Annotated in this window: 15 protein-coding genes; all 15 read right to left on the bottom strand. The window is 48.3% G+C overall.

Annotation, left to right across the window (positions count from 1 at the left end):
• Window positions 1-72: 72 nt before the first annotated feature.
• Complete coding sequence (locus tag JT717_RS09995) at window positions 73-1,137, bottom strand: Gfo/Idh/MocA family protein (protein WP_205510072.1); 1,065 nt, start codon at window positions 1,135-1,137, stop codon at window positions 73-75.
• 128 nt (window positions 1,138-1,265) lie between these two features.
• Window positions 1,266-3,146 carry a right-handed parallel beta-helix repeat-containing protein gene (locus JT717_RS10000; RefSeq protein WP_205510073.1) on the bottom strand — a complete coding sequence of 627 codons (1,881 nt, stop codon included), beginning with the start codon at window positions 3,144-3,146 and terminating at the stop codon, window positions 1,266-1,268.
• 26 nt (window positions 3,147-3,172) lie between these two features.
• On the bottom strand, window positions 3,173-4,060 hold the full coding sequence (locus JT717_RS10005) for a sugar phosphate isomerase/epimerase family protein (RefSeq protein WP_240347936.1): 888 nt from the start codon (window positions 4,058-4,060) through the stop codon (window positions 3,173-3,175).
• Window positions 4,061-4,121: 61 nt separating this feature from the next.
• On the bottom strand, window positions 4,122-5,510 hold the full coding sequence (locus JT717_RS10010; protein WP_240347937.1) for an alpha/beta hydrolase family protein: 1,389 nt from the start codon (window positions 5,508-5,510) through the stop codon (window positions 4,122-4,124).
• Window positions 5,511-5,628: 118 nt separating this feature from the next.
• A complete protein-coding gene (locus JT717_RS10015) occupies window positions 5,629-7,212 on the bottom strand; it encodes a sodium:solute symporter family protein (RefSeq protein WP_240347938.1) in 1,584 nt (527 codons plus the stop codon).
• Window positions 7,213-7,241: 29 nt separating this feature from the next.
• Window positions 7,242-8,399, bottom strand: a complete 1,158-nt coding sequence (locus JT717_RS10020) for a four-carbon acid sugar kinase family protein (protein WP_205510074.1) — start codon at window positions 8,397-8,399, stop codon at window positions 7,242-7,244.
• Window positions 8,399-9,445 (bottom strand): 4-hydroxythreonine-4-phosphate dehydrogenase PdxA, encoded by a 1,047-nt coding sequence (gene pdxA / locus JT717_RS10025; protein ID WP_205510075.1) that lies wholly within the window; start codon window positions 9,443-9,445, stop codon window positions 8,399-8,401. The genes JT717_RS10020 and pdxA overlap by 1 nt, the downstream gene beginning before the upstream one ends.
• Window position 9,446: 1 nt before the next feature.
• Window positions 9,447-10,370 (bottom strand): dihydrodipicolinate synthase family protein, encoded by a 924-nt coding sequence (locus tag JT717_RS10030; protein ID WP_205510076.1) that lies wholly within the window; start codon window positions 10,368-10,370, stop codon window positions 9,447-9,449.
• Window positions 10,371-10,372: 2 nt separating this feature from the next.
• On the bottom strand, window positions 10,373-11,521 hold the full coding sequence (locus tag JT717_RS10035) for an iron-containing alcohol dehydrogenase (protein WP_205510077.1): 1,149 nt from the start codon (window positions 11,519-11,521) through the stop codon (window positions 10,373-10,375).
• Window positions 11,522-11,770: 249 nt separating this feature from the next.
• Complete coding sequence (locus JT717_RS10040) at window positions 11,771-15,529, bottom strand: family 78 glycoside hydrolase catalytic domain (protein WP_240347940.1); 3,759 nt, start codon at window positions 15,527-15,529, stop codon at window positions 11,771-11,773.
• 38 nt (window positions 15,530-15,567) lie between these two features.
• Window positions 15,568-18,357, bottom strand: a complete 2,790-nt coding sequence (locus JT717_RS10045) for a glycoside hydrolase family 2 protein (RefSeq protein WP_240347942.1) — start codon at window positions 18,355-18,357, stop codon at window positions 15,568-15,570.
• A gap of 108 nt (window positions 18,358-18,465) precedes the next feature.
• Entirely contained in the window at window positions 18,466-20,013 is a 1,548-nt protein-coding gene (locus tag JT717_RS10050) for an MGH1-like glycoside hydrolase domain-containing protein (RefSeq protein ID WP_240347945.1), read from the bottom strand.
• A 182-nt stretch (window positions 20,014-20,195) separates the two neighbouring features.
• On the bottom strand, window positions 20,196-22,043 hold the full coding sequence (locus JT717_RS10055; protein WP_240347947.1) for a sialidase family protein: 1,848 nt from the start codon (window positions 22,041-22,043) through the stop codon (window positions 20,196-20,198).
• Between the two features lie 137 nt (window positions 22,044-22,180).
• The gene (locus JT717_RS10060) at window positions 22,181-23,014 is read right to left on the bottom strand and encodes a glycoside hydrolase family 43 protein (RefSeq protein ID WP_240347949.1); all 834 of its coding nucleotides are present in this window, start codon (window positions 23,012-23,014) and stop codon (window positions 22,181-22,183) included.
• A 125-nt stretch (window positions 23,015-23,139) separates the two neighbouring features.
• Entirely contained in the window at window positions 23,140-24,558 is a 1,419-nt protein-coding gene (locus JT717_RS10065) for a glycoside hydrolase family 140 protein (protein ID WP_240347951.1), read from the bottom strand.
• Window positions 24,559-24,576 lie beyond the last annotated feature (18 nt).

The following is a 24,576-nucleotide window of genomic DNA, read 5'->3' on the forward strand; positions in this document are numbered from 1 at the left end:
CCACCACTTACCAGGGACGCGGCCTCCGCTGTGATTCCCGGGAACCGGTGACTGGCGACGGGTAACTGGCAACTATAGACCATGTGCACTTAAGATTTCACTCACTTTCACCGGCACACCTGTCTTCAAGGATCTCTCCATCGCCTGCAATAAGGCAATGGTGCCGATACCTTCTTTCAGATCAGGATATGCTATTGTATTATTGGTAATGCTGTCGGCAAAATATTCCAGGTAATTCTGGTATTCACCGGCATGATGGCTCTGGCCTTCAAAACGGAAATAATATTTGATGGTACTATCGCCCCAATGAACTACTTTTTCTTCGCCGGTCCTATCGGTGATGGCATAACGCAGTTCGTGATAGTCGGCCTGGGAGGCGCCCTCGGTGCCCCGCAGGATCACGCTCATGCCGCTATCTCTTTGTGCCGGCTGAATAGGCCCGGTATAAGCGCCGCTTACCCGCGCGATGCGGCCATCTGCAGCCCGGAAGATAAAGTGCATGGTATCTTCGTTTTTCAATCCCGCTTTTTTTCCGTTGCTGCTGATCATCCCATACCCCATCACTTCTTCAATCTCAGGCAGGTACCAACGGATAAAATCAACCGGATGGCTTAAACCTCCATAGAGCCATTTGAATGAATGCTCCAAAGCCCATGGCTTTTCTAAAAACCAGCGATGATCGGCATGGTAATGGCTTTCCACGGTGATCAGCTCACCTAACAAACCAGCTTCAAAGTCCCTGCGCTGCCTTTTGGCCGGCTCAAAGAACCGGGAGCTTTGGCCTACAAACAATTTCTTTCCGGTCTTTTGCTGCAGGTCAAGCAGTTCTTTGGCAGTCGACAGGTCATCTATCAGGGGTTTCGTACATACCACATGTTTATTGTGCAGCAATGCCTGTTTGATATGCCCGGCATGCCATTTGTCGGGTGTATAAATAGCAATGATATCGATCTCCGGATCATTTAGCATGTCTTCATACTTCGTCGTATAATTAAAGAACTGAAATTCCTTGCTCCGCTGTTTGCACAGGTCTTCGTTCAGGTCGCAAATGGTTTTCAGTTTCAGTTTGCTGCTGCTCAGGGCGGCAGACATGGTGCTGCGACCTTCGCCTAATCCTAGTATGCCTATCGTTAACATATTGTATTTGGTTCTTAGTTCAGTTTCTGCTTTTATTTTGAGCGTTACCGGTTACCAGTTCCCGGTTACCGGGAATCTAAGACAACGGAGGCCGCGCCACCGGTAACCGGCGACCGGGAACCGGTGACTTATTTTATATTTTTAATTGCCTTATACGCATCTTCCAGCCCCGCCCTGTTCTTAATACTATCCGCCACTTTCGGCCCATTGTTATCCCACGTATTACCGGGACCGTTGGAGTTCTTCATAAACTTCTCTTCCTCGCAATAATTATCCTTCAGCGTGATATAGGCAGAACCTTCATCGAGGTACATGTAAAAGAAATGGTTGGGATCATGGGCATAAGGCGCTTTCAGGATCGTATGCACATAATTCTCACTGATCACAGAACCAGGTTGGGCCGACAATGTATATAAACCGCCCACATCGTACATATGCTTTGCATAGTGATGCACCAGGTTGGCGTGTACGCGGTTATTCCGCATGGCATTGATGGTTTTCGTCCAGCCCCAGCCTACGCAAATGCCGCTGTAGGGAAGATCGCTCAATTCATTGTGTTCAATGTTAATGCCCTGTACATAACCAGCACTGATACCCACACAACCCCAGTCTTCATTAGCGCAGTTGGTAATAAAACAATTGCTGATGGTGAGCTTGCGGCATAATTCCCTCGCATCGGCCGGATCATACGGCAAATGCGTCTCAAACGCCGGGTCGGAGAATACGCCGGCCTGAATAGCAGTGCCGCCAATATCACGGAAAGTGCAACCAATAATGGTATCGTATTGGGTACCTCGTATATAATCCAATCCGGTAGCGGCCATGTGTGAGAAATTACAACGCTCGAAACCCGTGTTCCGCACATATTGCAATTCAACAGCTGCAGGCTGACGGCCGATCCAGCCTTGGTTTTCCAAACCTCTTTTATCTGGTGTACCGGGTATTTTCAACTTGTACGCATCCAGCAAATACATACCTGCCTGTAAGGGTACATGCCCTGCCTGTGAAGGCCTTAACCAGGTGGTATATTTGAAATCGATGCCTTTGAAAAATACATGGGCAACAGGATTGTCAATAGTTCCTTCTACGCGGGCGATATTCTGTAAATAAGGGACTGTTACCTGGACGCTGCGCAGGTCTTCATTATTGCGCGGCCAGTAAACGATCTGTTGTTGTTTCACATCGAGGTACCATTCACCAGGCTCGTCGAGGAACTGAATGGCATTGGTGAGAAAGAAAGCCGAGTTGCCCGTCTTCTGCGAGATCCAGGGAGCCGGCCAGGGATGTTCCGACTGAATGCGGCTTTCCGGCTGATGAAAACCAAGCAGTGCGCTGTCACCTTTAACCGTAACCGATTTAATGCGTAAGATGGCAATGGCCCACCATTGGTGAATGACCATTTCCAAACCGGCCACCTTATCCCAACCCGGCGTTTTTGGCGCCGGGATCCAGCATTGTTCCGTTTGATGGTTCCAGGAAAGAATACGGTTCATGCTATCGGCATTACGATCGCGGGCCCGAGTGGCTTTTTGATCGTTTATGTATAACTGGCGGAAATCGAGCAGGCGGCCTGCTTCCACCGGTGCATCCGCTACCCATACTTTGCCCTGCGCTGCAGCCGGCAGTCCGGGCATTTTTCCCGAAGCTTTGCGCCAGCCTTTGACTGACATACCACCGCTGAACACCGGCCTGGCGCCGGGGGCTGCTTCGATGATGGTAGGGCTGCCGGGCGTACCGGAATCTTCGGGGCGAATAAACAATGGTTCGCTGAAAGTATATACGCCGTCGCCGACAATGATGTGAATACCGTTTTCAACCGCCGGGTCTTTCAAGCGGCGCATTTCCCTGGCCTTACGCAATGCCATGGCAACGGTGGCCATGGGTTTATCTTTTGTACCAGGGTTCGTATCTGAACCAGTAGGCGCTACATAAATATCAGCGGCCTGAACCGTTATATGGAAACAGGCAAATAATAGAAATAAAAGCGCGTAATTGAATAGAGTCTTCATTTTGTTCTTATAAATAGATGATCCTGCTATTGAAATATCGATTTCATGTAAGCGGTATTGGCACCGAAATTCTTTTTTACGTTCCGCGGGTCCTTCGCATCGCGTGACCGCTCGATCACCAGCCAGCCCTTCCAGTTCATTTTCTCCAGGGTCTGTTTTACTTTCTTCATATCTATCTGCGGATCGTTCTGCAGCCACACACTGTCCTTATTGGTGCAATGGATCTGGCAGATGCGATCTTTTCCGAGTATTTCCAGTTCTTTATACAGGTCTCTTCCCTCTTTTAAGGGATTTGAAAAATTGAAATAGATCTGGATCGCGGGAGAACCGATCTCCTGTAACAGTTTTACCTCTTCCGTAGCGCTTAAGGCGGTCTCGATACCAATGACCACGCCCGCTGCTTCCGCAGCCTTTCCTACTTCTTTCAGGCGTTCTATAACGGCCGGACGTAATTCCGGGTATTTTACCAGGTCGCCTTTGATACCTAATGGCAGAAAGCCCACTTTTACATTCATCTGCTTCATGGTATTGATGCAATCCTGCACTGCCTTTACAGCGGTAGGCCGTTCCGGAAATGATTGCGCGTAAAAACCGGTCATACCGAGAGAGGCAATTTCCAGGTTCAATTCTTTGGCCTTATCCATGAACTGCTTGCGTACCGAATCAATCGCCAGTTTATTATCGAAGGTCTCGCGTTGCCCCAAACCGCCCATATCCAGTTCCAATCCATCAGCGCCAATGTCTTTGGTCAATTGCAAAGCCCCCAGCTTTTGACGTTTCAGGATCATCAGGTCAACCACTGCAATTTTATAGAGCTTGCCTTCGTTCTTAGTGTGCGTTTGCCTTGCAGTACTGGCACAGCCGGCCGCTATACTCATTAATACTGCTACTGCGAATATTCTTTGCTTTTTCATATCATGTATTGTGCATCGTAATCAGTTACCAGTTCCCGGAACTGGTAACCGGGAAAGCCATCTACTTCACTGGATCAAACATTGCTTTCAATTGATCATAACTACGGATAGCATTCGCCGGTAACTTCTCCCCTTTTTCACCAAATACTTTCAGCGCTGCTTCCGGCTCAATGGTCACTTTGGTTTCATCGAACTTACCGGTCTTGTCTTTTACGGCATTCAGATCCAGCTTGAAATGTTTAGCGATAAACTCATATAAGGCAATACGTTTGTTAATGCCATAATCATGTCCTTCTGCCGGCAGGTGTACATTCTCTACCAGTTCCGGTTGGCCGTAATAAGAATACATTTTTTGCAGGTAAGGGAATTCCGTTTCCGGTACGTGGGCGGTCCAGTCCTTGCCATCCGAAACCACCAGTTGCGGACGAGGCGCCGCCATGGCTGCGATCTCGGCATTATTGGTGCCGTTGCCGCATAAATGCACAGGCATTCCGCTTTCACAGGGACAACCGCCACTATGATAGCTGGATAACATGACCACCGGCGCACTTAATTTAATCCGGTCGTCCAGGGCCGTTATCAGCATGGTATGGCTGCCCCCTCCCGAACCGCCGCTGATGGCCACACGGCTGGTATCTGCTTCTTTTAACCTCAGCAAATAATCCAGGATGCGAAAAGCACCCAGTGCCTGCACCGTCATGGCCAGGCTGCGGCGATGATCTTCCGGTTTGAACTGCAACAGCGATTCACCCCAGGCAAAAATATCATAGCTGATGGCGATGCAGCCCATCCGGGCCAGGGTAGCACAGCGATACTGGCAATCGGCCCGGTAGCGGTGTTTGTCCCAATGACCATCGGGACATAATACCACAGGCAGTTTCCCTTTTACTTTTGCGGGACGGTATAATGACCCGGCCGTATATACGCCGGGTAATATTTCGAATGCAATATTCTCTACCGTGTATCCATCCATTTTCCGTACAGGTGTAAGGATGGGTTTTGACGCAGGCGCCGCAGGCATGGGCGATAATTTCAGTGCTTCGAACATACAGGCCCGCATCTCTTTTTTGCGCTGCTCCCAGCTGGCTGCATCATTGTATAAAGTGGACAGGTATTCCAGTTGCGCTTTGCCTTCCTCCACCGTTTTTAAATGGTATTGAAAAGCGCTGATCTTATAACTCTTATCCCCTGTTTTGCTGAAGGAAAGGTCCTGCGAGGCCAATACATTGCTCAATGTTTTCTCCACATCGGGCCGGAAGCGCCAGCGCGCATAGGTGACCCAGCGGTCGCTCACCATATTTTCACTGTAACGGATCTTGATACCATACTGCTGCTCAATTTCCGTTAACACCTGCTTCAATGGTTCTTTATAGGCATCATCTGAGGTCTGGCTGAAACAATCGATCCAGATCAACAGGCAACCAATGATATAGATTAATTTGCGTATCATATTTATAATTAGTCATTAATCGGGCCGGTTCGCAGTTGGCAGTTGGCAATCAAAAAACAGTTATTAAGCCTGTAAATTGAATAACCTTAAACTATAAACCACAAACCATAAACTGCCTTCATACTGCCCGTAAAGCGACCCGCTCTTTCTGCCCGTTTTTTCTTGCTTCTTTCCAGCCCGAGTACAGGAGGTTTTTATCCAGCACCGGTTTGGGAAAGAAAAGACTGGCAATATACCCCACAACAATCACTACCAGGTGACTGTACACTCCCAGCATAAGTTTATCGTGTTTGAAATTGTAATCACCCAGATCAAGCAAGAGGTGTTTTTCTTCGCCCGTCCCGATACGGGTAGAAGTCAAAAACGCATATGCCGTAAAGAGGATACAGGCAATAATGCCAATGGTGATCCCCTGCCGGTTGGCACGGGCGGTAAAAATACCCAGCAGGAAAATACCGACAATACCGCCGGAAAAGATCGCATATAAAGTGAACACAATACCCAGGACGCCCTCACTACCAGCATTGATATATAAGGCGCCGATGCCGATGGCGATCAGTCCCGAGATCACTACCGTCCATTTACCCGCTTTTAAATAGTCTTTATCCGGTAGATTACGGCGCATCTTTTTATAATAATCCTCCACCCCTACAGCAGCCAGGCTGTTCAGATCGGCACTCAAACTGCAGATGGCTGCAGAGATCATGGCGGAAAGAATGAGTCCGGTTATCCCTACCGGTAACTTTGTTGCAATAAAATAAGGAAACACCTGTTCGGCGCGGATCCCTTCCGGCAAACTGTGCTGCTGATAATACGCAAACAGGGCCGTACCAATGAACATAAACAACATCCACACGGGAACTGTCAATAATATGCCCATAAGCGAAGCCCTGATAGCGCCTTTGTCGGTTTTTGCCGTCAGGTAACGTTGCACCACAGTTTGATCGGTACCATATTTTTGAATAGCGTAAAAAGCGCCATTGATGGCCATGACCAGGAAAGTAAGCCTGGTAAGATCTGCATCATATGGACCAAACCCCGTCCGGCCATTGGCTTTGGCGATCTGCCAAACAGCCGGGGCGCCGCCATCTGTCGAGAACAGGATCACGGTTAAACATATTATACCGGTAGCAAAGAGCATGAAGCCCTGGAATACATCGAGCCAGATAACGGCTTCAATGCCCCCCATCAGGTTCACCGCAATGATAATTAAACCAATGATCAGGATCATGATCATGGTATTGCCACCAATCATATAATCGAGCGCAGATGCCAGTAAGAACAAGACGGTTCCCATAGAAGAGAACTGGCGCAGCACAAATGCCAGGGAGCTGTAATAGCGAGCAAAGGCGCCGAAGCGTTTTTCAAAATATTCGTAGGTGCTTAACCCGATCACTTTGCGGTACAAGGGAACAATGAACCAGATGGTGCCTAACAAAACGACCGGCACCATCAGGCCCTGTACCAATAAGATCCAGTTGCTGGTGAATCCGGTCCCGGGATAGGCAAGAAAGGTAACACTGCTGATGAGCGTGGCCAGCAGCGACATCCCGATCGCCCAGGCTGGCACCCGGCCCTGCGCCAGGAAAAAGGACTTCAACGAAGTTTGCCGGCGCGCAAACCGGAAGCCAACATATAAGGTCACCACCAGGAAACTGATGATGATGATATAGTCAATTAAATGCAATGATATTTTCTGCATATGGCAATAGATAAAAAAAAACAATCTGATTAAAAATTCCATAGCCCATCCGGCCATTGGTAACTGCCTGGCTTAACGGTTATGAACAAACCGGTATGATTTGTCTGCATCCGCACGACCCCCGGCGCCATTTCTTCCACCGGAAAAAAGCGGGTAAATCCGGCCTGTTTGATCAGCGCCCAGGCAGTAGCGCCGCCTTCCACGATCAGTTCCTGCACCTTGCTGCGCTGCAGCACTTCAAACACCAAGCCCGCCATTTTATCCTTTAAAAGGCTGGGATCCACTGCGGCATCCCTGGTTGCATCTTCATGGATGGCCACAATCGCTTTCCGATGGGTATTCAGCCGGGCCACCACTTCATTGGCCCATTTCACATAGCTGGTAGCGTCCAACTGCGCCGACAGCACCAGGTCATTGGGCATATAACATACCGGCCCACCAGCAGCCTTGATCTTTTTAATAGCATGGCGGCTATTGGCAAAGGTGGTTCCACATACAAATAAACTCGTCACCTCACCTTCTTTTGGCAGCACCTTTGGATCGCCGGATCTTTTGCCCGCCAGCAGCTTTTCAAGTATGGCAGTGAAAAAGCCCGAGGCGCCTGCCAGCAAGGTGCTGTTATCCATTTTTGCCGCCCAGGCATCCAGGTCGCCTGTGTCGCTGGCTTCGCCTGCAATAATTCCCGCTGCAGGCAAACTAATTTCCGGTCGCTGGATGTGAACCGGAAAGTTCCTGCAACGCAACATATCAACGATCGCAGAGCTGGCAATGGGAAAATCTGGATCATCTGAAAAGCTGGATTCATGTACCGGCTTTCCGTGCAGGTAATAGGTACCGTTCACGATCGTTCTTCCCAATGCAGGATTAGCCGCTACCAGCAGCGCTTTATCAAAACCGGTCAACGACAATTGCGCCCGTAATTCTGCCAGCACATGGCCGCGCAATACGGAATCTGTCTTTTTAAAGATCAGCGCCGGTTGCAGGGCCAGCAATGCTTTCGTATGTTCTTGCATGATCTGCACCGCTTCCAGCTGTGGCAAAGAACGGGTATCGGTCGCGATCACCAGCAGATCTGCTTTTGTGTCTTTATTTACCTCAGTGACCAGCTCCACATTCAGGCGATAGCGAACACCAATCCCCGCCAGTTCTGCCGCCCCGGTAAAATCATCAGCTATCACCACTATCATTACACTGTTTTTTGTTGTTTAATGCGGTGTTTGCTTAATTGCACGGCCGCTTCAATGGCCAGTACCATTGCATCAGGACTGGCAATGCCTTTACCCGCGATCTCGAAAGCGGTTCCGTGATCAACCGAAGTGCGGATGATCGGTAATCCCATAGTGATGTTCACGCCTTTCACACTATCCATCTGCTGTTTCTCGGCATTCCAGTGAAAGCCGGTCAGTTTAAAAGGGATATGTCCCTGGTCGTGGTACATGGCCACTACCCCACCATAATAACCGGTAGCTGATTTGGAAAACAGGGTATCTGCAGGTACGGGGCCATCTACATCATAACCCAGCTTACGCGCTTCTTCCACAGCCGGTTTGATCTCCCCGTCATCCTCTGTACCAAACAAACCGGAATCACCTGCATGCGGGTTTAAGCCGGCCACCCCGATTCTTGTATTGGTAGCACCCAACTGTAAAATACCGTTGTGCAACAATTCGATCACCTGGATGATCCTGTCTTTTTTAACCAGGTCGCAGGCTTCGCGTAAGGACACATGGGTTGACACATGTATAACCCGCATATTTTCTTCTACCAGCAACATGGCGTATTTCTTTGTGCCGGTGTAATGCGCATATATTTCGGTGTGACCGGCAAAGTGATGCCCGGCCTCGTTAATCGATTTTTTATTGATTGGGCCAGTTACAGTAGCGTCCACTTCACCTGTCATCGCCAGCTCGATCACTTTCTTTACGGCATCAAAGGAAGCGCCGCCTGCCATGGCCGAGATCTCGCCAAAGACGAGTTTGCCCGGATCCACATTCTTCAGATCGAACACATCAACGGTGCCCGGTATAAAGGTGGCATCCTTCACAGCAGTGATGGCGTTCACTTTTGCCGGAAGCTTCAACCGTTTTACGATATCATTGAACACACCGGCATCACCTACCAGCAAGGGCCGGCAAATGGCATGGATACGGTCATTCAATAATGCTTTAACAGCTATCTCCGGTCCTATGCTGGCCGGATCACCCATAGTAATTCCTATAATTGGTTTTTGCATCTTAGTTTATTTTACTTGTCCGGTAACCCGATACGGCTTCCAGGTTATTAAGTACTTTCTGTTCTTCTTCAACAGGCAACTGGTGTAATGGCGGCATCATATACGTATCGCAGAGACCTTCTTTTTTCATCAACACCTTTAATGCCCATAATGATTCACCCAGGGTTTTACCGCCCTGGTATACATTGCCCAGGACATCCGACTGTTTTTGCAATGCATTGGCTATTTCTGCATTCCCATTGACTGCTGCCTTGTACAATTCTTCATACACTCCGGGGGCAAAATTGCCGGTGCTGGGGATGATGCCATCACCACCTTTCAGAAGGGTTTGCGCAGATTGCGCTGCCCATCCGGCAAAATAGCTGAAGTCATTTCGCTGTGCACAGAGTTGCAAGGCGGCCAGCAGGCGTTCTTCGTTGCGTTCAGAATCTTTCAAACCCACGATATTGGGATGATGGCTCAATGCTTCCACTATCTCTAATGGGATGGACATATGTACGGTAGGCGGAATATTATAGATCATCAATGGACCGGGCACTTTCTCGGCCAGCTGTTCAAAATAAGTTTTTATTTGTGCGGCCGTTAGCGGATAATAGTTTGGCAGGGTCGCCACTACTACATCCACCCCCGCATCAAAACAGCGGTTGGCAAAAGCGATCGATTCTTCCAATACGTTGGAAGAAATACCGGCATATAATACATCACCCGGTTGTTTCAACCGGGCGGCGGTTTTAAGATAGTCCTGTTTTATCTGTTGAGGCAGCGATGCTGCTTCCCCGGTCGTTCCGAGGATAAAGGGCGCAACATGATGTTTGCGAAAATTAGCCAGCATCCTTTCCACAGCGCCTTCGTCTAATGTAAGCCGGGCGGTCAGCGGCGTTACTGCCGGCACCACTACGCCTTTGTATTTTTTATTATGTAACATGGTTAGTAAGCTGCGTTAAAAATTTCAATGGCATCTGCTTCAGTCACCGGCCTTGGATTGTTCTTCAACAAGCGGGTGATCTTCATGGCATCGGCAGCCATTTGCGGTATCGCTTCCTTCGGAATACCTACATCGCGCAAGCGGGCCGGAATACCACAATCCCTGATCAGCTCCCTGATCTTTTCAATACCCTTCAGAGCGGTCTTCACATCGTCTGCCTGCCGCTCACAACCCAATGCAATGGCCACATCAGCATACCGTTTGGGCGCTGCCACATAATTAAATTCCATCACATAAGGTAGCAACAGCGCATTCGACAGGCCATGGGCCAAATGAAAAGTGCTGCCCAGCGGATACGACAAAGCATGTACACCTGCCGTATTTACCGGACCTAAACAAAATCCACCGAGGAGACTGCCCATCGCTACCTGCGTACGGGCTTCTTCATCGTTACCATTTTTTACAGCACGCATAATATGCCCGGCGATCAGGCGCATGCCTTCAAAAGCGTAGACATCGATCAGGGGATGTGCAAAGAGGTTGGTATAGGCTTCCAGGCAATGCGTCAGCGCGTCTAAACCGGTTGCTGCGGTAATAGCCGATGGCACGCTCATGGTCAACAACGGATCTACATACACTATATCGGGCACCAGGAATGGACTGATGATCCCCTTCTTTTGATTATCGGTTTCATCTACCAGGATCGAGTTGGGCGACACTTCACTGCCGGTACCGGAAGTAGCCGGTAAACAGATCAGTTTCTTTGGTCTGCTTTTAAGGAAACCGATCCCGACAATATCTCTCAGCCCCTGTTCATTGCCCACCAGCGCTGCGATCAGTTTCGCCACATCCAGCACACTGCCGCCGCCAATACCTGCCACCAGATCGGGATTGAACGCATTTACTTCCTGCAGCAGCTGTTGCACATCGGCAAAGGATGGTTCCTGCGTTATGCTCGTATTTACCAGCACTTTAACGCCTTTTGCTTCGAGTGTTTTGATCAGTTCACTCAATTGGTTCAGCAATGGTGAAATGGTCACTATTAAAACCCGGCTGGCCGATAAAGCCACTATTTCGTCGGGCAGTTGTGCCAGGGTGCCTTTACCAAACACCAGCTTGCCCGGAAAACTTATTTTTAATATCTCTTGCATGATGGTTCTACATTCTTTGTTTTCGGTTCTTAACTTATGGTGCCGGTTGCCAGTTACCGGTTACCAGTTACCGGTTGCCGGTTACCAGTTGCCAGTTACCGGTTGCCAGTTACCGGTTGCCGGTTGCCGGTTACCGGTTGCCAAATACCCGTTTCAGGTTACAGGTTCCAGGTTACAGGGCTGTCTTTTAAAACCCAGGATTGCATGCCGCCCCCTGCCACTTGCAACCTGTAACTTGGAACTCCTTCTTTACAAATCGTCATCACCACTCTTTGCGCCACTTGAAAAGCTTTCGATCGACTTCACCTCCAGCTTCGCCGGATCTACCTTCACATATTTCACCCTTTGCCTGCGCCAGGTATACACTATATGGATCATCCCGTCGGCGGACTGGATCACGGATGGATACGAATACTGGCTGACCGGTGAATCTTCCAGTATCAGCGCGGCATTCCATTTTTTACCATCTGTTGATATAGCTACATTTAAGGGCGTACGGGCGCCTTTGGGTGCCCCCTTCGGCGTGGCCACGTGATTGTACACGATCAAATGACGGCCATCTTTCAAGGTCACCGCATCCGTGCCTGAATTATTATTGGGCAGTTCGCTCAATGCCATCGGCGACCAGGTCTTACCGTTGTCGCCTGACCATGATTCCGCTACGGCTGCACTTTTGCTGCGGCACAGGATCTGGAGCTTACCATCTTTATGCACCAAGATACTTGGTTGAATAGCATTGATCTTTTTATCGGGATTGATAGGCCCTACCATTCGCCAGGTCTTGCCTGCATCGGAGGACACTTCGAAATGCACGGTCCATCCATTGCCTTCCTTGCTGGAAGGGCAAATAATGTCTCCATTGCTCAGGAGCACTGGTTTGTTCTTCACCGGTCCCAGGAAACCTTCCGGCATCGCCTGTGGTTTACTCCAGGTAATTCCATTATCGGAAGAACGGATCAGGAATGCGCGCCAACCCGCCACATTGGGCCCTACTTTATAGAACAGCAACAATTCATCATTGGGGATCTGAAACAAAACCGGATTCCAGCAGGCATAGCGTAAGGTGTCGTTTATAACGCCATCCGCTACCTGAACAGGTTCGGTCCATGTATCGTTGACCTGGCGGCTTACCCAAATACCCACATCCGGATTTCTTTCCTTCGTTCCACCGAACCAGGCAGTCACCAGTCCTTTTGGCGTTTCAGCAATAGTAGCTGCATGGCTTTCGGGGAAAGAGGTCTTATTGAAAATGAATTCATCGGTAACAATGCCATTTTTCAATTTGTAGTTGCTGACAAAAGCATATTCGCCCGAACCAACTTCGAGCACGGCTTTCTTAGCTTCCATGCGCAGAAAGCGAACGCCTTCTGTGGCCGATAGCGGTTTATTGTTCTCTAAAATGCTTTTTACATCATCGGCTGGAATATAGAGCAACGCCGTTGTATTGGCGGGAACTGTTACATTCCATACAAAGCGGCCGATCTCATTTTTCCAGGAGCTCTTAATAAGGCCATGAACCGAATTATAAGAAGCATTCACAAATTGCAATCCATCCAGCGGCGTTGGTTTCATAATGATCTTTTTGAAACCGGTTGCCGTATCATCAGATTTAATACCGGCCGCATTCTCGTACATCCATACCAGCAGGTCGCCGAGCAGCATTACGTGGTTCTGTGAATTCATGCCGGGGTTGGCGGTATTGCCATTCCATAATTCCCAAATTGTAGTGGCGCCGTTCCTGGCCATATATCCCCACGATGGATACGTTGTATCTGAGATCAAGGTATAAGCCAGATCAGGCAGATCGTAATCGCTCAGGCAACGCATCAGCCATTGTGTTCCTATAACGCCGGTGCTGATATGGCCATGGTTCTCTGACCAGATCTTATGGGCTATTTTGCCAAAGACCGCCTGTTTTAAACTATCGGGTGTAATGTTGAAATAGAGCGGCAGCAGGTTGGCGGTTACCGTATTATTATCGTAGCATTTTTTTTGTCTGTTATAGAAACGTTTATTGAAGGCTTCCTGAATTTGGCCGGCCAGTGATGCAAATGCGCTGGCATCTTCCGGTTTATTCAGGATGCCGGCAAATTTTTGCATATACCACAACATGCGGTAGTAATAGGCAGTTGCGATAAGCGTACCATCCGTTTTGCGCAAGCTGTCCTTTGAATGGATCAGCTCCGGCGATTCGGGCGGCACACACCAGTCGCCATATTTATCCTTGGAAATGATAAAATCCTTCATGAATTTGGTCTGCATATACACCAGCCATTTCTTCATCGAGGGATAATGTATTTCGATCACCCGCTTATTCGCATACTGGTTGTACAGCATATCAGCAACCACCAGGTAAGTGCCGGGCCAGGTCATATTATCGCTGTAATAATTCCAGTAAGCGGGCGCCACATCGGGTATGGAACCTTCGGAGGTTTGCGCTTCTTCAATATCCTGCAGCCATTTGGCATAGAGATTACCATTGGCAAACAAAAAGCTTTCGCCGAGCGAACCAACAGCATGATCGGCCAGCCAGGGCATGCGCTCATTGCGTTGCGGACAATCCAGTGGCATTCCTTTATAATTGCCGCTAATGCCCCACCAGGCATTTTTATGGATCTGATTCACTACTTCATTCGAGGATTCGAAGGTTCCGGCAGTGGCCAGGTCATCATAGATCACTTTGCCTTCAAAATCATTTACGGTTGGGGTACCGGGATAGCCGGTGATCTCTACATACCTGAAGCCATGGTATACGAAACTGGGCTGCCAGCTTTCCACGCCATTGCCTTTGGCGGTGTATTTATCAGTAACCTTCGCGTCGCGCAGGTTGGCCACAAACAATTCTCCATTCGGTTGCAGGCTTTCGGCAAAACGCAATTTCACCTGCCGGCCAGGCGCTGCCTTCAGGCGCATCTGCAGGTTGCCTACCATATTTTGGCCCATATCCATAATGAAGACACCGGGTTTCAGTGGCGTGATCTTCACCGGTTTTATGGTTTGCATAATTTTCATGGGCTCATGCATCTGGGCAGTTAATCTGCCAGCGGGTGCTTCCACTATTTCCGGTTGCAGCCATTTCTTATCGTCGAAGCCTGTATTGTTCCAACCCTGCATTTCTTTGGTGGCATCATATTCTTCGCCGTCGTATTCGTTATTGGTACGAATAGGACCATCGGCCGTCATTTTCCAGGAGCCATCGCTAATAATGCTTTTCCGGGTCCCATTGGTATATTCTATTTCCAGTTGCAGCAGCAGTTTGGGAAAACCAAACGTATTGATCTTTTTAGGTTTGTAATTCTGACGCATGGTGAAGAAACGGCCATTACCCAATACGGCAGCAATGACATTATCTCCCTTCTGCAATTGTTTGGTTACATCGTAGGTATTGTACAGAACTGATCTTCTGAAATCAGTACCGGCCGGCGCCAATACCTGGTCGCCTATGCGCTTTCCATTAATATACAATTCATATAAACCCAAACCGGAAATATATACCTGGGCTTTTTTTACAGCCAGCGGCTGGGTAAATGATTTGCGGTAATAGCGGGCGCTCAGGCGGGAGAACTGGGTCATACTATCCCAGGGCATCGCTTTATCCAGACCGATCCATTTTGCTTTCCAGTCATTGGGTGATAATAAACCCATGCTCCAATGCGCAGGTTCACTCCATTTCGTTTCGCCTTTATTGGTCCATAACTTCACTTTCCAGTAACAGGCCAACCGGCTGGCCAGCTGTTTGCCTTTGTAGTCAATATTAATAGACTGGTTCGAATTTACCTTACCAGAATTCCAGAGATCTCCTTCGCCTTTAGCCAGTTTCTCTGGTGTAGATGCTACCAGGACCTGGTAAGCCTGCTGCTGTATGTTGCGTGCTTTACCCGCCAGCTGCCAGCTCAGGCGGGGTTGTGACACATCTATCCCCTGGGGATCTTTCAACATTTCACAACGCAGGTGCTGCACGGCAAGCTGCGCATGAACAGCAGATGCCGCTGAGATAATCAGCAGCATGCCTGTTAATAATATCGTCCTGAATTTAATTGTCATGTTTATTCTTTGCCAGAGAAATTAAAGAATAAGGTTATCTCCTTTGCATGCATAGGATCTTTCCAATAGTCGAAATACATATTCTTTACGCCCATGGGACCCATCTTTTCTGCTTTCTGTGATTTTGTTCCAATGGCTGAAATACCATGCATGAAAGAAAGATCACCGCCGGGGAACTCCGGTGCAGTATTGAAAGGTGTTACCGAGAACTTCGGTGTGAACAAACGCAGGAAAATGTCTTCATTGTTGCACACTACCGTTAACGGCTGACCAGTCGTATGCAGTTTCATCCAGTACAGGTTGGAATAATAACCCTTGAACTCGGGATAGATCAGTTTACCTTCACCAGTTGAAGTATTGTTGTATTCTTTGTTCCATACGTTCAGGGTACCGCCTTTCATCCGGTTCTTCCAAACGCGGTAAGGTCCTTTACCCATCCATTGCACTGATTTAACAGTGCTTTCAGGGAATGAAAAATTAACGCCGATCAATGATGACTCATATTCTTTCGGGAAAAATTTCAGTTGCATTTTTACCCAGCCTGAAGGATAAATGGTCCACTCCAGGGTTTGGCCCAAACTTTTCTTTGCGAACTCAGCGGAGATCACCTGGTTATTGCCATCCTTGCGGGTATTCCATTTTATAAAACCTGCGGAAGCACTATCCACCAACACCGGGCCATTGGTCAGGGGAATAATGCCTTTGCCATTCTGCACGGTTTGCAATAAACCGGTTTTTGTATGGAAGGAAATGCTTACGTCGCCGGCAGTGGCGATCAGCAATGAATCCTTTTCAGCTATTGTTACCGCTGCACCACCTTCCTGCTTAACCATTGTTTGAGCGATTGTTGTGGGAAGTTTTACAGGCCAGCTCCAGGTAAAGATCTCGCGTTGATGTACATCATAAGCTGTTATATACAAGACGCTATACTGCTGCCAGTTTGCTGGCAGGTTACAGGTAATGATCCCACTGTTACCCGGTGCTATATCAGGTACCGTTACATTGCCCACAGCAGAATCCTTTCCATTCAATGAGGCCAGCTTAAAGGTAAAGCGGCACTGATTGAGATTGGTAAAATGATACCGGTTCTCTACGCGGAATTGTCCGTTAAAAGCACCTGTAAGATCTTTTTGCTCAAAATGCACGGGCGCCCATACTTCTTTGATAGTATAATAGCTGCCTTCTTTTTCGTGCCAGGGCCCTACAATACCATCGGGGGCATGACTGCCATCATTATCAATGCTGTCGTTTTTGTCTTTTCTGGCGATGCCTTCATCGGCGAATACCCAGAGGAAACCACCGGCCGATAAAGGATGCCGCCACATCAACTCCCAGTAATCTTCCAATCCGGCGCCTAAACCGCCATCATAGAGGCCATGTAAGAATTCAGTGGGGAAAGTTATTTTATGACCATGCAGGTGGGTGTTATTGCCATAATCCCAATTGATATAGTGTTGCGTATCGAACTCGCGGAAGACCTGCCAGGGGTGCACCAGCGGCCGTTTTTGAATATCCAGCTCATCGAACCAATGATCGAGCTCGAAATTATGTCCGCCTTCATTACCGTTATCCCACAGCACGATGGACGGATGGTTCACATCATGTGCGATCATTTCGTGCACGAGTTTTGTACCAACCTGCGTATCGTATGCTTTGTGCCAGCCGGCCAGTTCGTCGAGCACCATCAGGCCCAGCGAATCACAGGCATTGAGGAAATGCGCATCCGGCGGATAATGCGACATACGCACGGCGTTCATGTTCATGTCCTTTATCATCAGCACATCGGCAATGCTCATGGCTTCGCTCATAGCCCTGCCGGTGGCAGGCCAGAATGAGTGCCGGTTCACGCCTTTGAATTTTATTTTGACGCCATTGAGGTAAATGCCATCTCTTTCGCGCACCTCTACGGTACGAAAACCGAATTTCTCCTGCAGGGTATGCAGCGGTTTGCCATTTGCCAGTAAGGTGAATACAACGCGGTAACGGTTGGGGAACTCGGGTGTCCATAATGCAGGGGATGTTACATTCGTTTGCAGGGTGGCAAGCGAATCCCCGGCTTTTACTTGGGTGGAAAAAGCGGATCCTACTTTTTCGCCACTCATTGTATACAGTTGTGCGCTTACTTCATCGGCCTGGGCTGCTGCCAGTTTTACGTTGGCGGTAAATACACCGCTTGCTTTTGCATCCACAGCAACATGTGCAATATGCCCGGCAGGTAGTGCCTGTAAAAATACCGGGCGGAAGATGCCACCAAAGAGCCAGAAATCGCCGCGGCGTTCTGCCCCGTTCACCGATTCATTGGCTGAATGTTTGCTCACGGTCACTTCCAGCAGGTTCTTTTTACCGAACTTCAACAGCTTTGTAATATCATAGGAGAAGCTATAGAATGAACCCTGGTGAATGTCCCCGGCCGGTTTACCATTGATCTTTACCTCGGTATCGGTCATGGAACCTTCGAACGTTATTTTTACCGCTTTGCCCTGCCAGTTAGCAGGTACGCTGAAATTGTATTTATATAAACCCTTCTCTTTTCCACGAACCGAATCTTTGTCGTGGCCATAGTTATATTTTCCAAATCCCTGCTGTTCCCAGTTCGAAGGCACCGGAATGGTTGTCCACTTACCGGAATTACGGCCTGCGGTACAAAAGAATTGCCAGTTAACCGTTTGGTCGCTGCCTGTGCCGCTCAGATACTGAATTTCGGTTTGCTGTGCATTCGCTGCATGGAAAGCCGCCAATGCCAAACCACCAGTCAAAGCCCGCAATAAACTTCTTTTAATAATTGATTTCATTTTTATTATTACTTCTATTGGGTTCAATTTCCAAATTCTTCAAATGACCTGTCAGGCTCGATCGCGCTTTCCGATTATGCAGAACACGATGACGAACCTTACAGGTCATTAAAATGTTCCCGTTACCCGCTGCAGCTTATCAGCAGCGGCCACTTTTTTCCCGTTCACCCAAACACTAAGCCCCCTGCCCTTTTTATATTTTGATCCATCTTTATCCCAGATAATGGTAACCACCTTGCCATGATAAGCTACATTGTCGAGGCAGAACCAGTTCCATTCGTTCTCGGGGATCAATGGGTTTACTTCAATCGTATTATCATAACGGGGACGCAGTCCTACCAGACCAGTTATGATCAGGTCATTATAGGTAGAGTGATTATAATAACGGCTGCGTTCCTGGTCACCTTTCAACCAGTAACCGGTCTTTTCGTCGAGGTACTCGCCGATATAGGGACGGCCCCGGTAATATTGCGATTCCACATAGAGCTCCATATGCCGGAAATACACAGAATCGGTTATAACTGACTGTTTGTAATTATTCATCAGGTTGGCCATGGCGGTCATGGTTTGCGCAGTGGCATAAGGCCATACAGCGCCATCCCACTCACACTGGCAGCAACCATGGCTACGGAACTGGGGATGTTTTCTTTCTGCTGTGGTCAGGCCGAATGGCGCGAAGAAACCTTTTTCATCGGTCACTTTTTTCCAGGCAGCTTCATGCCCTGTTTCCGGAAGATTGAAATACCAGGGAATAAATCCAATTTCTTCCCGCACATTGGCGAGCGTATCTGCCTGCTTGCGCGTTTCAAAAAAGGTATCCTTCTCATTCCAAAGCAGCTGGTGGAATAATTTTTTAATACTGTCTGCTTTCAATGTATACAGCTCCGCTTTTGCTTTATTGCCAGCCATCATTTCTATTTTGGAAAGCGCCAAAGCATTGCCATACATATAGCTGTTAATGGTGGGCCGGGCATTTTTTTCCTTGCGGCCGCCACTGATCGTTTCTTCCATCCCGTCTCTTACATCTGCCTGCCAGTACAAACCACTGGGCAAGCGCTTTTCTACTTCCCAGGCGGCATGGTCGGCTTCCAGGTCGGGCAGCATATTCAATAGCCAGCTGCTGTCGCCATTCACCAGGTAACGGTTATACATGGCATCTATATTCCAACTGCTGTAGCCATGTAATTTCTTCATGGGTTTGCCATCATTACCCCGGTACCATACATGCAGGTAGTCGTTCAGGTATTTATTGTCGTGCAACCAGCGGGCTTCATAAATATGATGGCCAAGCGCACTGGCAATGAGGTTGTATTTATCGGCATAACTGCGGTTCACCAGGAACTCGGTAAAGATATACCCTACCGGTGTTTGCTTAATGTGTTTGCGCAATGTCCACCAGCGGTAATACCACATTTCTTCAAAGTTCTGCTGCGGACATTCAAACAACGGAATATTCGCTTTCATCCAGTCCCAGGACTGTGCATTGGGAATGGCCTGGGCGATATTCTCATCTTCCATTTTATTGAAATAATCCACATAATGGCGGAAATGATCGGGCTTTAACACCATACCGCCATTCCTTTTGCTCTTCTGTGCAACGGCGATACCGGCGCAGAGCACCAACAAAAGCGATAGTAAAACTGGTTTTCTCATCATTTGAATTGCTTATTGTGGTTCCCGGACCTGTAAGGTGGACAGCCGGAACTTATACTTTTATTGGACTGCGTCCACCTGACAGGTCTGTCTGTTCTTAATTCGACCTGTCGGGTCTGTTATATCGATCCGCCCCGCAAGTTGCCGCCACAGACCTTACAGGTTTAAGTTTTCATCACTCACTGCTAATCTCTTTTCGTTTTCACCGACCTGAGATACCAAACTGCTTCCTTCGTATGAGCGCCGCTATTGGGCAGATCATACCTCTGGTCAGTAGGGGTATCGGCATCCGGGAAACGGCGCACATCACCTGTTCTGAATACGAGCCTTTGCACATTTTCCAGCGGGGCAAAGAAGATCTGGTTGCCACTCTGTTTGCCATTCACCGCTACGGTATAAAAGCGCGCGTTCGTATTCAGTGAAATGCTGATCTCACAAGCTTCACCGGCTTTATATTTTCCAATATTCCTGTTCCTGTATCCTGCCTTTACATAAATATTTCCGGTTGAATCCAATACCAACCTGATCCCGGCATTGCCTTTTGCATCCTGGAATTCTACGTGCAGATTACCATGGTCTTCCTGTTGCGGAATAACCGTAAATGCAGCGGTCATTTTTTTAGCTGCTGGTAATACGTGTTCCAGTTTACCATAATCGAATGGATCTTTGTCGCGCATAGCCAAAACCTGTGTGCCATCGGCCGCTTTTTCAATAGCTACCGGCGCCCATAATGGACTGTAAATATTCCATTCCTTCAATGCACTGGTGGCAGGCAGTTTTGTGAAATCATCATTTACATCTGCTTCCACTTTGTCTTTTACCGGTATGGGAATTTTTGTTACCCAAATGTCTTCTTTGTTCATGCTGTAGGTTATCCAGCAATTGCCATCGGGCGATTGGGCGCCACCTTCCAGCCCCCGTACATATTGCGGTCCATAACTTTTATAATTTCCACCATAGCGCATGGAAGTGATCTCGCCATTCACCAGCAGCAGATTTTTATAGTTCAGGCCATCATCGCTTACCGACAGCGCCAAAGGCCAGCGGAACTCGGAAGGATTGTACACCGTGATGTATTTTCCATCAGCCGTGCGCTGCCCCCAGATCTTGGCATTGCTGTTCACAAAATGCGGCGCCCGCACCGGGTTGTATAACCAGGTCTTGCCTTTATCCGGACTAATAGAAGTAAGCGCCAGCTTCCAGAGCCCTACGGTTCTGCCATCGGGCAGCTCATAATAGCTGAATGCTTTATAATTATCGTTCTTCAGGCTGATCAGCGGATCGGTGCGATCTGCTTCTTCACTCCATTGCTGTAAGAGCAGTGTATTGCTTAGCACTTCTTTACAGGCTTCTACAAAACCCTTGTCTTTGCTTTTTTCAAAAAAAGGATAGCTGGTATTTTTAGCATTGAAAGCATGGTTGTAGCGGATGAAATAAATAGGTCCAAAACTACCGTCCTTATAGATCTCGCGAACTACACGGCCGATACCATGGCCATCATTGGGATCGTCTTTGGGCCCCAGCACCAAACCATAGTAAGCAAAGGCCAGCAACCTGTTCTTGCTGGAAACATAAAAGCCCATACGCTGGTGCATGACCGCAGTAAGGTCTTTGGCCACTCCGTTATAACCTTCCTTGGTAGTACCGTCAGGGATCTTATAGGGAGGAAACACAATCACGGGCGCCGTCCAGTGATAACCATCTTTGGAGGTCTGCAGCAGGGATTGTCCCGGCGGAATATGCTCGCCAACGGGATTGCTGAGGTACTCCATGAAAAAGGTGTTGTTCCAGTAAGTGAGCATGGGCGCATGGTTGTAGGTCCAGCCAAAACCGGTAGTAGAATCTTTAATATCCCGGTTAGCGCGCATGGTCTGGATATTGTGCACACCCACAGCCGGCGATAACTGGCCATGGTGATAATCTACATTCGACAGGGTTGTGCCTACATAACGCACGGTATCCTGGGCAATGGAATGCAGGCAGCCTGCCGCTAATAACCCTGCTATTGATATCTTTTTAATACGAATCATCATTTTAATACTTTTTCGTCAATGGTGAATGGTCAATGGTGAATGGTCAATGGTCAATTTTGCTCAATCAACTTTGTCAACCTCATCAACCCTATCAATGCTATCAACCAGTCAAAGGCACCAACCAATCAACTCGTCGTTCATTTCGCACTCAACAATCCCTTCAAAACTTTTTTATTGGTCGTAAAGATCGTCCCGTGCTTATGTCCTTTCGGTATGGATACGGCAGCCGAATCGAACCGGATAAAATCGGTGGTCTTTTTAGCGTCGTAGGATTTGTTGCGATAGGCATCAAAATAGATCAGCCATTCTTTACCCACTTTTGCTACGGACGGACCTTCGGTAAAATTACCGGTAAAGGGCTGCGACGATTTGCCCCAGGGTCCCAGGGGATCAGTGCCAAACGCCACTTTTATGTTGCGCTCGGGACGGGTATTGTCTTTATGTACCAACACATAATCTTTAGGGGCTCTTTTTACGATCACGGCATCGATCACGCTGAAGCCGGGATCGAGGTATAATTTCGAAGGCGAAAAGGTTTTAAAATCTTTTGTCACCGTATAATACAGGCGGTGGTTATTGTTCTCTTCCTCCTGCCCTTTGGGAAAACGGAAGGGAATGGTAGAAGCCCATACAATGATGAACTGCTTTTTCTCATCATCATAAAAAAGCTCCGGCGCCCAAACATTTACGACGTTTGAGTCGTTTTCCATAACGGGGATAAAGGCCGGTTCCGACCAATGCACCAGGTCTTTCGAATGGGCATAGCCGAAGCCTTTGTCCTTATTCCAGCCGCTGGTCCATACGAGATGATACTCGCCATCTGCGCCCCGGGCAATAGAAGGATCCCGCATTACTTTGGAGCCTACGCTGGGCTTTATAAAGGTGCGGCCAACATCTGTCCATTTATAGCCATCATAGCTGTACAGGAAGCGCAAGCCCCCGGTAGCCGGTTCGTTAAACGACGTGAACATGTACACTGGTTTTTGTGCCGTGCAACTAACCAGGAAAAGGCAAACTATGTATGTTACTACTCGCATTATTGTATCTCGTTAACTTATACAGTTCAAAGTTCTAAGTTCACAGTTCTAAGCTCACCTTAGAAATCCAAACAGAGTACCCAGTCATTGCCCGCCTTTTGGTCACCGGGTGCATCGAAGTTTTGAACGCCTTTGTTCTCAAATGTTCCAATGTCGGTATACTTTCCATCGCGGGGATTGAACCAGGATGCTTTTATGGTTTTGCCGGTGAACCTGTCCATTTTTACCGGCATGGTGCGGCCGGTGTATGTATATACCATCGCATAATTTTTTCCCCGGGTCGCGAAAAGGCGGTCGTATTTTTGACCAACATCACCTGCAATCAGGGATTGATCGGGCACCCTGTCGAAATAGGATCTTGACAGCATCAACTGCTTAAGGTGCACCATTTGTGATGCACCCGGCGCGTTGATGGCTTCATACCAATAATTGGTAACCCCATAATTGCCGTCAGTATCTTTCGGGCGGTGCATTTGCATCACCGCATTGTTACCATAGGTATAACCACATCCGCCGGCAAAAACCGACCAGTAGGCATAACGCCTTACATCATTATCGTTCCACCTGATCTCCAGGGAATCATGTAAGCCCTGGGGGATCTCTTCGTAAGAAGGTTCACCGTCGAAAGTAGGTTTCGCTGGTTTCCGGCGATAATCCATGTCAACGTATTTCCAGTTGTCTTCGCCGAAATGCAGGTCACCCTTGCTGGTATCCTGGTTATAACGGCGATGACCACTCTGGAACATATTGAACTGTAACCAGGGCTCATTATGGAACCAGATCGAGGAAGTTGTACGACCCCTCGGGTGAAAGGTCATCAGGTGGCCGGGATCTTTTTCATGCAGGGTCTTGCCAAGGGTCTTCCAAACGGCCATGGAATCAGTGCCTTTGATATCACCTCCATTTAACCAAACAATATTGCTTTGCGCTTTATAGCGATCAGCCAGAAAGCCGGCATATTGTTTGGCCTCTGTGCGCTTGACATGGCCTGCTTTTACTTCACTTCCCCAAACCGGCACCATGGCTATATAAATACCCCGCTCGGCAGCGGCTTTTACAATAAAATCTACATGATCCCAATAGTCATACTGCGTGCTATCATCCGGATCATTGCCCGGTGTGGTATTGGGCGTGCTAACATTTCCATTCTTCAATGCGGCATCGCCATAAGCGTTCTTCACTTTGGTTTGGTGCAGCACCATTACCTGGATCACATTGAATCCTTTTTGTTTGCGGTCATCCAGGAACTGAATGGCTTCCTCGCGTTTCAATTTTGAAAACAATAACCAACCGGTATCTCCCAACCAGAAGAATGGTTTACCATCTGCGGTCATAAAATAGCGGCCGTTGGGCGATACCTTCAATGGTTTCAGCGGCTCCTCCCCTGTTTCTTTATCCATTGCTTTATTATCCTGCTTGCGGAAAGCAAGACCTGCTGCCAAAGCAGCCAATAGCACTATCGAAAAAAATCTATACATAACTGATCGTATACTTAG

The organism is Longitalea arenae, from assembly GCF_016924755.1.
Lineage (GTDB): Bacteria > Bacteroidota > Bacteroidia > Chitinophagales > Chitinophagaceae > Niastella > Niastella arenae.

What these genes read in the sequence shown, in the direction of transcription:
- JT717_RS09995 (WP_205510072.1), bottom strand. Translation starts at nt 1,137, where the DNA reads ATGTTAACGATAGGCATACTAGGATTAGGCGAAGGTCGCAGCACCATG.
- JT717_RS10000 (WP_205510073.1), bottom strand. Translation starts at nt 3,146, where the DNA reads ATGAAGACTCTATTCAATTACGCGCTTTTATTTCTATTATTTGCCTGT.
- JT717_RS10005 (WP_240347936.1), bottom strand. Translation starts at nt 4,060, where the DNA reads ATGAAAAAGCAAAGAATATTCGCAGTAGCAGTATTAATGAGTATAGCG.
- JT717_RS10010 (WP_240347937.1), bottom strand. Translation starts at nt 5,510, where the DNA reads ATGATACGCAAATTAATCTATATCATTGGTTGCCTGTTGATCTGGATC.
- JT717_RS10015 (WP_240347938.1), bottom strand. Translation starts at nt 7,212, where the DNA reads ATGCAGAAAATATCATTGCATTTAATTGACTATATCATCATCATCAGT.
- JT717_RS10020 (WP_205510074.1), bottom strand. Translation starts at nt 8,399, where the DNA reads ATGATAGTGGTGATAGCTGATGATTTTACCGGGGCGGCAGAACTGGCG.
- pdxA (WP_205510075.1), bottom strand. Translation starts at nt 9,445, where the DNA reads ATGCAAAAACCAATTATAGGAATTACTATGGGTGATCCGGCCAGCATA.
- JT717_RS10030 (WP_205510076.1), bottom strand. Translation starts at nt 10,370, where the DNA reads ATGTTACATAATAAAAAATACAAAGGCGTAGTGGTGCCGGCAGTAACG.
- JT717_RS10035 (WP_205510077.1), bottom strand. Translation starts at nt 11,521, where the DNA reads ATGCAAGAGATATTAAAAATAAGTTTTCCGGGCAAGCTGGTGTTTGGT.
- JT717_RS10040 (WP_240347940.1), bottom strand. Translation starts at nt 15,529, where the DNA reads ATGCTGCTGATTATCTCAGCGGCATCTGCTGTTCATGCGCAGCTTGCC.
- JT717_RS10045 (WP_240347942.1), bottom strand. Translation starts at nt 18,357, where the DNA reads ATGAAATCAATTATTAAAAGAAGTTTATTGCGGGCTTTGACTGGTGGT.
- JT717_RS10050 (WP_240347945.1), bottom strand. Translation starts at nt 20,013, where the DNA reads ATGATGAGAAAACCAGTTTTACTATCGCTTTTGTTGGTGCTCTGCGCC.
- JT717_RS10055 (WP_240347947.1), bottom strand. Translation starts at nt 22,043, where the DNA reads ATGATGATTCGTATTAAAAAGATATCAATAGCAGGGTTATTAGCGGCA.
- JT717_RS10060 (WP_240347949.1), bottom strand. Translation starts at nt 23,014, where the DNA reads ATGTTCACGTCGTTTAACGAACCGGCTACCGGGGGCTTGCGCTTCCTG.
- JT717_RS10065 (WP_240347951.1), bottom strand. Translation starts at nt 24,558, where the DNA reads ATGTATAGATTTTTTTCGATAGTGCTATTGGCTGCTTTGGCAGCAGGT.